The organism is Acetobacter sp. DsW_063 (assembly GCF_002153745.1).
In the GTDB taxonomy this organism is placed as follows: Bacteria; Pseudomonadota; Alphaproteobacteria; order Acetobacterales; family Acetobacteraceae; genus Acetobacter.
This window is the reverse complement of the sequence record NZ_JOPL01000140.1, coordinates 1-8,120: the sequence shown is the minus strand read 5'-3', so window position 1 is coordinate 8,120 and position 8,120 is coordinate 1. Positions and strand designations below refer to the sequence as shown.

General features: G+C 54.4%; 6 protein-coding genes. 1 reads left to right on the top strand and 5 read right to left on the bottom strand.

Annotated features, from left to right (window positions below; all coding sequences use genetic code 11):
- Nucleotides 1–136 precede the first annotated feature (136 nt).
- Nucleotides 137–994, top strand: coding sequence for a hypothetical protein (locus HK28_RS13325; protein ID WP_086645023.1), 858 nt, complete (start codon nucleotides 137–139; stop codon nucleotides 992–994).
- A gap of 322 nt (nucleotides 995–1,316) precedes the next feature.
- Here HK28_RS13325 and HK28_RS13320 read toward each other — a convergent pair whose 3' ends face one another.
- The 5 genes from HK28_RS13320 to HK28_RS13295 all read right to left on the bottom strand — a co-directional run bounded on the left by HK28_RS13320 (nucleotide 1,317) and on the right by HK28_RS13295 (nucleotide 7,909).
- Entirely contained in the window at nucleotides 1,317–1,847 is a 531-nt protein-coding gene (locus HK28_RS13320) for a type II toxin-antitoxin system VapC family toxin (protein WP_086645022.1), read from the bottom strand.
- Nucleotide 1,848: 1 nt separating this feature from the next.
- Nucleotides 1,849–4,515, bottom strand: a complete 2,667-nt coding sequence (locus HK28_RS13315; protein WP_143217432.1) for an Eco57I restriction-modification methylase domain-containing protein — start codon at nucleotides 4,513–4,515, stop codon at nucleotides 1,849–1,851.
- Nucleotides 4,516–4,784: 269 nt separating this feature from the next.
- Complete coding sequence (locus HK28_RS13310) at nucleotides 4,785–5,570, bottom strand: SDR family NAD(P)-dependent oxidoreductase (RefSeq protein ID WP_086645020.1); 786 nt, start codon at nucleotides 5,568–5,570, stop codon at nucleotides 4,785–4,787.
- Between the two features lie 431 nt (nucleotides 5,571–6,001).
- On the bottom strand, nucleotides 6,002–6,727 hold the full coding sequence (locus HK28_RS13305; protein ID WP_158093480.1) for a hypothetical protein: 726 nt from the start codon (nucleotides 6,725–6,727) through the stop codon (nucleotides 6,002–6,004).
- A 174-nt stretch (nucleotides 6,728–6,901) separates the two neighbouring features.
- Entirely contained in the window at nucleotides 6,902–7,909 is a 1,008-nt protein-coding gene (locus tag HK28_RS13295) for a site-specific integrase (protein WP_086645017.1), read from the bottom strand.
- Between the last annotated feature and the right edge of the window lie 211 nt (nucleotides 7,910–8,120).

Genomic DNA, 8,120 nt, shown 5'->3' with positions numbered 1-8,120 from the left:
CATACTCACGCCGCCTGAACACGCACGCGGCACTCCCCGGATGCTTACGCTGAAATTGCAATCTCGCCCGCTCTATGCCCCACTTAAATGTTACAATGCGAACTACGCGCAGAGATCGCGGCAAAGGGAGAATAGAATGGCAAATAGCGTCGCGTGGGAAGATGTCGAGGCCGCACGACGCGATCTGATCGGACACGGCCCGCGCGACCGGTTCCTCGAAAAGATCTGCAAGGGCGCGATCAAGGTCGGGCGCGACAAAACGAACCCGATCCGCGGCAATCTTGTGGCGAGCGCATTGCGTGAGTTGGCGACTCATGTGCTGCATAGTCTAGCGCCCGAGGACGAGGTGCGGCGCTGCATCTGGTTCAAACAAGCTACGGATACCAAGACCGTCACACGAAGCCAACGCGCGCGGTATATTGTCCAGGCTGGACTTCCCAACGACTTTGTGAAGGAGAAAATTAAGGTTGATGCTGACGCGATGGCGAAACCGCTGCTTGCAGCGATGGACAAGCTGCACAAGGCAACCCACGTACGCGCCGAGACGGTGGTCTACAAGGGTAGCGCGGTGCGCGAGATGCTTTACAACGTGTTGACCGAAATTCACACGCTGCTCGAAGATGCTGCCAACGCGCGTCATTCGATTAAGGATGCGGTTAGCACTTCACTGCAGGATGCGGTGTTCGAAAGCCTGATCCTCGATACAATCCAAGAACTTGACGAACTCTCAACGCATACACGCGTCGATGGGCACGTAATCGACGAGATTAAGGTGCGGCGCCTGGATGCGGCCGAGATCGAGTACTGCGTGACCGGCGATGTCGAAGTGGAGCTGCAATATGGCTCAAACTCAGATGTCGTGCACGATATCGGCATGCGCTCAGACGACAGCTACCCCTACAAGGCAAGAGTTATAGCGGCGGCAGGCAAGCCGCTCGACATAGACGCGGAGGCAATCCGACTCTCGGTAGATACCAGTAGCTTCTACGAATAGCTGCCCTGATCACCAGACACGGCCTTGCGTCGATCCCATTTCGGATTGCCTGCAGCCTCGAAGTGGTCCGACAAAAAACCGACACTTCACTTTCCTCGCTAAACTGCCTGTCGGCTTCAAGAATTAAGCAGACAGGCAGCACACGCCCCTTCTCTACCGTTTCTGAAGGCAATCTTATTTTTCAAAAACAGACATATTATTTTCAAAATGTTACTCTAAGATTTTTCTTTTGGGATAGAGTAGTTCTCACACGACGATCTTGTTGAGGCTGCCAATCAAAGGGCATCGATGGATACGTAACAGTGATAAATTTCACAGCCAATCACTCGCCAATTGTATCGCCCGTAGAGATGTCATGTATCCGATACTTGTATCCGCTTCCATAGCATCGGATGAAATCAGATAGATCGTTTGTCACTATGACAAGATCAGGTCGAAACGTGCAATTGGAAGTAATCTGATGAGCCATCTGCATAAGATATGCATCTACATAGTCGAGTTTGTGACGGTTCATCCACGCGACGTCAGCCCCTAAGTAGCGCTGAATAACATCCTCGGCTGATCCATGAGGCGCTGGAAGCAACCGAATGCCACTTCCTGGACTGAGTAGCCATTGCAGCAGCCATTCGGCTCGATCGCGCCGTTTACGCTTCCCAATCAGGAGACTGCAAGCTTCTCCTATGACCGGTGGAGCTACCGCAAGCTGGAAATCCTCTTGTTCATTTATAAATAACTGAGCATACGAATGATGATCATCCGTCGGATCTGCAAACGCAACTAAGATGTTGGTGTCAATCAACGCCAAATTGCGGGGAAGGTCTATATCTGCGCCTTCTACGGTGAACATCACCATGTCAGTTAAGATCTATTCCGACGCGATGGGCAAGATCGGCGATCAGACCATTGATCGTGTGTTCAATGGAAACTGATGCCGCACTGGATGCTTCTAAATTCATGCGTTGCCGTGCTAGTTGCCCAAGCTCCTGCATCACATTATCGTCCTCTAACACTACGGATAAAACAGGCAGTCTGCCAAGGACGCCGGGCTCAAACTTAAAGAAATCGCCTCGAAAAGTGGGCGCTAGACGTTCAGCGAAACGGCTAACGAGGGGACTATTAAGATAGGCTAGAAGAGGGAGAGTGTGGTTGGGATCAGCCGGCACAATCGCTGTACCGCCCACTAGGAATGCATTCCCCTTCACATCGGCAGCAAAGGCGGTTGCTGGTGCGAGATCTCGAATCAGAAGTTTCGGGCGCCGAAGCCAACTCTCGTCGCGAGGGCGAATAAGCTCATAGTGCTGCGAACCCGTACCGCGAAGGCTAGAGCGGATCGAGAGAACGTCACGGTAAGCCCAGAAATATTCTTGGGCTCGTGGGTAGCGTTGGCGGAGTTCGATCTCGGACACCGCACGGCCATTCCGATAGGGATAAAGAAGCTTGCGTAACGGCTGCACATTACTGAAACGAACCAACTCTGCCCCAAAAACGAGTGGTTCAAGTAGATCGCGTTCGATGAACCACTGCTCTCCCAACCCATTGATCACCTTGGCTAGCGATGAACCATCGTCCTCGATCACTTCGAGTACGAAAATATCGTTTGCACCGGTTCGGATACCTTGCGCGACAGTTGCGATCTCGTTCAGCCGGAACGAAGCCTCTTCGATGAGAATCCGCGTTTGTTGTTCCTGCACTGAGAGCAATTGCCATGGTTCAGCACTCGGTTGGCGTGCATCATAAGATACTAATTGCCCACCTGGAAAAGCAACGTCATGCTCTTCTGCTTCAAGAAGCTCGGAAGTCATGAAGTCAGGTTCTAGTGAGTTTACCTTCAAAACCCGCACTGGAGTCTGGTTTGTCACCGCAGTGGGTTTCCGCGCAATAATGCATCCCACGTATGCATCTGCATCGAAAAGCTTTGTAGAACCGAAGTCGACGATCACATCTAAGTGACACTGTGTCGTGAGAACCTGTCTGAGCGACTCAGCACTCTTATTGATAAACAGGCGGTTCGGAATAACAAGGCCGAGCACGCCGCCTGGTGTTAAGATCTGGACACTACGTTCCACGAAGAGTGAGGAAAAATCGTATCGTCCACGCGCTGTCGTATAGGTGGTCTCCAGCCGATCGCGGTTTGTCACCAACGTTGTTGCTAGGAAAGGCGGATTACCTAGTACGACATCGTATTCGCCATCCAGTTCCTGCCAAGTTTCGCCGTCAAGGCCATCGGCTTGGCGGATGACACGTGAAAGATTTGGGAGCGGAAGAGCGTGTGGTTCCTCGATCAGTCGCTGCCAAAGATGCAGCCGCGCAGCCGTCACTGCCTTCGCATCAATATCGATCCCGACGAGGTATCCGCCTTCGATAATCTCGCGTGCCCAAGTCCTTTGAGGATCCTGTCGTTTGAGATGGCCCAAGAGTCTATCGACGGCCGCCACCAAGAAGGATCCTGAACCGCAGGCAAAGTCGATGATCTTGGGAATGGTCCCAGGTTTTCGATCAGTGAAAGCTTTGTCCAGGCAACTAGTCGCAAGATACGTTGTAAGAAATCGTGGTGTATAATATACACCAGCCGACTTACGAACGCTTAGACGTTCCACTCCGCGCTGAGGTTGGACGAAAAGTTCTTTTTGATCTGGTAATGGAGCAGGCTGTAATATAGTCGAAAGATATTTTTCGTAGGCCGATCCTAGAACATCTGCACTGATCCATGAAAAGTCATAGCGGACGTCCCGCCCAGGCACGCGGCTTGGAAAATAAAGATCGCGGATCACACCGCTCAGAATAAATGGTTCTATCCCGTCGGTAGCATCTTCGGAAAAAAGATCGCTACCAATGTATCGCTGAGCACGCTGGAAAATTGTCGCCCATTTCTTTTGGTCAAAAACTTCAGGAGTGACCGCAACCTCAAGAACAGGCGGAATGGTGTCATCCATGCCGCGATCTTCAACGGTGCGCAGTACAAACAGCTGCGCGTAAAGTGTTTGCAGCTGTTCATCGATCCGCGTCACGGCTCCGCGGGAGTAACGTACAGCTTTTTCGCGCCACGCATCGAGGCGTTCCACCAGTGCTTCGTCGACACCCTTGAGAAAAGACGTGGGCTGTTCGATTTCCAAGAGCCGTCGGGCCGGCTCGCCTTGGCGTAACGCGTTTGGTGTGAATACTTCAAGAAGATTGCTGTCGCCACTTTTCTCTGTAACTTCGATAGGATCCAGACGGTACCATTCGCTATCGCGCAGCCAGCGTGTACTTAGAATATGGACGCCCTCGTTATCCTTTACGACTCCCCACGGCAAACAAGCATGGTAGCCATATAATGACACAGTATTGAGGTGTTCGCGAGTTGCACGGCCCTCGAAATGTGAAAAGACAATAGCGCTTTCTCCATCAAGGCATGCGCTCTGTAGCGAAATGGATCTTCCCGATGGTGCCTTGATCTGACGCGTAGTGAGCTGGTCGTTGGACCAACCCATCGCTATGGCCAACTGCTCGGGGGTATCAATTTTTAGATCTTTGAACTGCACTTAAAAATCCGTTCGACAACTCGCGATATATCAGCACCCCTGAACCGGGATAGATAAGACCCTATCAGGGTTCTAGATGGATAGCTATTTTTCCAGCGCCTGCGGTATTCCGTCTCCGATCGAGCTAAAATTTCTCAGATATTGGGAAGCCTCATGCTACGCCGAAACGCTCATCCGTGAATTTCCAAAAGGGCTCTTAGAATCTGTGGCTCATATGTCAGATTTCTTGCCCTTTCCTTCATTAGGAGACCTTCCCCTTCCCCCCCCATCTACGACATCGGAAACGGCGGCTGACCGTTCGAAGCCGTCACCCCGCCATCCACAGGCATAATCAGCCCCGTGATATAAGCGGCGTCATCGCTGGCGAGGAACGTGATGGCGGCCGCCATATCCTCCGGCAGCCCGAGCCGCTGGAGCGGTATGCGGTCCTCGACGCTTTTGACGAAGGCCTCGTCCTTCACAGCCTCCGCAGTCATGCCGGTGCGTGTGACCGAAGGACAGATCGCGTTCACGCGGACGCCCGTGTGGCCGTGATCCATCGCCATGACGCGGGTAAGGTTCACCACGCCGCCTTTCGCCGCGTCGTAATAGGCCGTGTTCCAGTCCCCCCTCATGCCCGAGACAGAGGCCGTGTTGACGATGTTGCCCCTGCTCTCGATCAGCAGGGGCAGAAAGCTTCGGCTGACGTTGATGGTCCCGGTCAGGATCGTGGCACAGACCGTGCCCCACGTTTCGAGGTCGCAATCGAGCACCGTGCCCAGAGCGGTCACGCCAGCGTTGTTGACCAGCACGTCCAGCCCGCCGAGCTTCGCCTTAGTGAATGACAGCAGCTCGGCGACTTCAGATGGTATCGAGATATCGGACAGGGACGCGAACGCGCGGCTCGCGTCGAGGCCCTTCATCACAGCGTCAAGCTTCTGGCGATCGCGGTCGACGAAGATGACCTGGGCGCCCTCTTCCAAAAACCGTAGGGCCGTCGCCCGGCCGATGCCCGACGCGGCGCCCGTGACCAGCACCTTGCGGCCTGTGAAGCGGTTCAATCCCTGAATGGTCATGCGTCGGTTCCCTCTCGCGGTGATGGAGATAGAAGTCACACGCGGGCGGGAGGGTTGCATTGGGGATTGGGTATGCAGGTGGAAAGTGGCGGCGGCGTTGGCTGGCCTTAGCCGGCAATGCTTGTCGAAGGATGGTTCACGCATTGCGGACGATTCAGCGAGAGGCTCTCGCTTTGCTGATCACAGATAGACGCGAGATCTTTAATTCACAACCGATGATCCAGCACCAACCTCTCGCGCTGATGACCGCTTACGCCGTCAAGTCAGACATCTAAGTGATGATAGCGATTGCCCGAAAGCCGACGTTTTTAGGTGAACCGCGATAGACCGCGTTTGGCACAAAACCGACGTTCGAAAGCCGCGCCGGGAATGGCAGGTCCCCCCGCCAACCAAGACATCAAGAGTCGCTGACGGACCCTTCGAGCCCGCGCTCAAATGCCGCTCCTCGATACATCACGCCAGCTATCTATATGGCTTCGCACAGATGTCTCGACAGCGTGCCACTCGTGCGCGTGCTGACGGGAATAGACCACCTGCACAGACATGTCTTTGTAAAGGAACCGCTCCTGACATTGTGGGAACGCAGGGCCGGGCCTGTCGCATCGAATCACCGCCAAATCCTTCCCTTCACCGCTGATGAAGAAATCATCTTCATCCCTAAAGAGAAAGATATTCGTCTTGTTCTCGACTTTCATGATACCGAATCCGACTGGATTATCGAGACCATCAGATGTCGAAGCAGGCGTTTGCAGATTTAGCTCAGCCTTATCGAATTTGTCGCCAGGATGTCCCCGAAAATACATCTGCAGATTCCACTGCGCCACCTGCGTCCTGGTGACGCCAAGGCTGATGGGTTCGAGCAGGAGCTGGAGCCAGCGATTATCGTGGATATCGCTCTTGTCTCCAGTCCAATCAGGCCAAATTACCTCTATAAGGGTCGAATCAGCCGTTCCACCGTCTGGCGGCAGGCTACCACGTTCAAACAAATCCTCAGGTATGCCCAGACGAACGGTCGCAGACTTTCCCCGCTCCTCAGGATCGCTCATTGTGAAACGAATAATGCGATCGGACGGAGCTGCCCTCGCCTTGAGGGCAGAAGTGAAGCAAACCAACGTTATTGCGATGGTGACCGTTAGTCTGCGGGACCAGCCTGTCATTCGTCCTGCGCCCCCTCCAGGCATCGGAGCAATGCTTGAGCTCCGCGCCAGCAGATCTCGCTTCTGGCAGCCGACGACCATTGTGCGAAAACGGATCGCATTCGTCCAGACCCGCCCCTTCTGATGTCAGTCAGCGAATTACCCGTCGGGACGTGTGGAAATTTTTCCATTCCATCATCCGAGTTTCTTAGCCAGTTCACTCGGATCTGGCCTGTAATAATCCTTCAACACATTGAGCGACCGGTGCCCCGTCACCGCCGCCAGTTCCAGCACATTAGACAGCTTCTTGCTGAACTGCGTCGTTGCCTCCCGACGCGAATCATGGAAATGCAGATCCGGCAGCCCGGCAACATCGCGCGCCCGGCGAAAGAACTGATCCAGTGTCCCGGACGCAACGGGGATAACCGGCTCAGCACCCCTCCCCGGCCCTATGATGCGCAGCAGAGCGATCGCCTCTGACGAAAGAGGCACGTACCGCTCATCACCGTTCTTTGTCTTCTGCAGGTAAGCGTATCGTTTCTCCAGGTTGATCGCCTGCCAGCGCAACGAAAGGATTTCGCCCTTCCGCATTGCCGTTTCGAGCGCAAGATAAAACGCGACTGCAACCCATCCCATCCTGTTCTGCGGGCGAGAAGCTCGATTCCACCCGAGGGCCTCGGCGATCGCAGCACGCTCCTCGGCCGAAACACGCCGCTTCCTTGCTCTAGGGTTCTTTGGGCGCTGGATCAGATGCACCGGGTTCGCCGCGAAAGGCGCCCGCCACTCCTTCATTGCGTGATTGATCACGGCCGAAATGAAGTTGAGGTCACGGTTGACGGTGGACGTTGCAACGGACGTAAGCCTTTGGTCTCGCCATGCCGCCAGTTCCTGCGGACCGAAGGCGCTCGGCGGGACGTTGAAAGCTGGTATCCTGCGAAGAGCATCCGCGCGGATAACTTCCCAACGCACGCCGCCCTTTGATGGCGATACCTCACGGCTATACCGTTCGATGATGTCGGCCACCGTCTGTTTGCCTGAAACCGGAGCCAGCTTCGCAGGGGCCTGCCCGGCAAGGATGGCCGCTTCGGCTCGGATCGCCCACTCCTCCGCCTCAGCTCGACTATCGAACGTCGCGTTGACCCGCTTGCCCTTACGGACCACCATTGCGCGCCATGACTGACCACGTTTCACGATTGACGCCATTTGGCCCTCCTGAACGGGCCATACGACATGGTGTAAACTTGGTGTAGACAGGGGTCAGAACAACGGATTTCGCGTGTTTTTAAGTAAAGTTAAGTGATTGATATCGTTATACATCTGCACTAGATAAAGCCCCGATCTTTCCGAGTGTCGGCACCAGTTCTCTTCTACAAATTTTCAAAATTCGGCAGATGATCGAACTGCGGCAGTCGAG

Coding starts and splice junctions, on each gene's coding strand:
- HK28_RS13310 (WP_086645020.1), bottom strand. CDS start 5,570: ATGACCATTCAGGGATTGAACCGCTTCACAGGCCGCAAGGTGCTGGTC.
- HK28_RS13320 (WP_086645022.1), bottom strand. CDS start 1,847: ATGGTGATGTTCACCGTAGAAGGCGCAGATATAGACCTTCCCCGCAAT.
- HK28_RS13325 (WP_086645023.1), top strand. CDS start 137: ATGGCAAATAGCGTCGCGTGGGAAGATGTCGAGGCCGCACGACGCGAT.
- HK28_RS13295 (WP_086645017.1), bottom strand. CDS start 7,909: ATGGCGTCAATCGTGAAACGTGGTCAGTCATGGCGCGCAATGGTGGTC.
- HK28_RS13305 (WP_158093480.1), bottom strand. CDS start 6,727: ATGACAGGCTGGTCCCGCAGACTAACGGTCACCATCGCAATAACGTTG.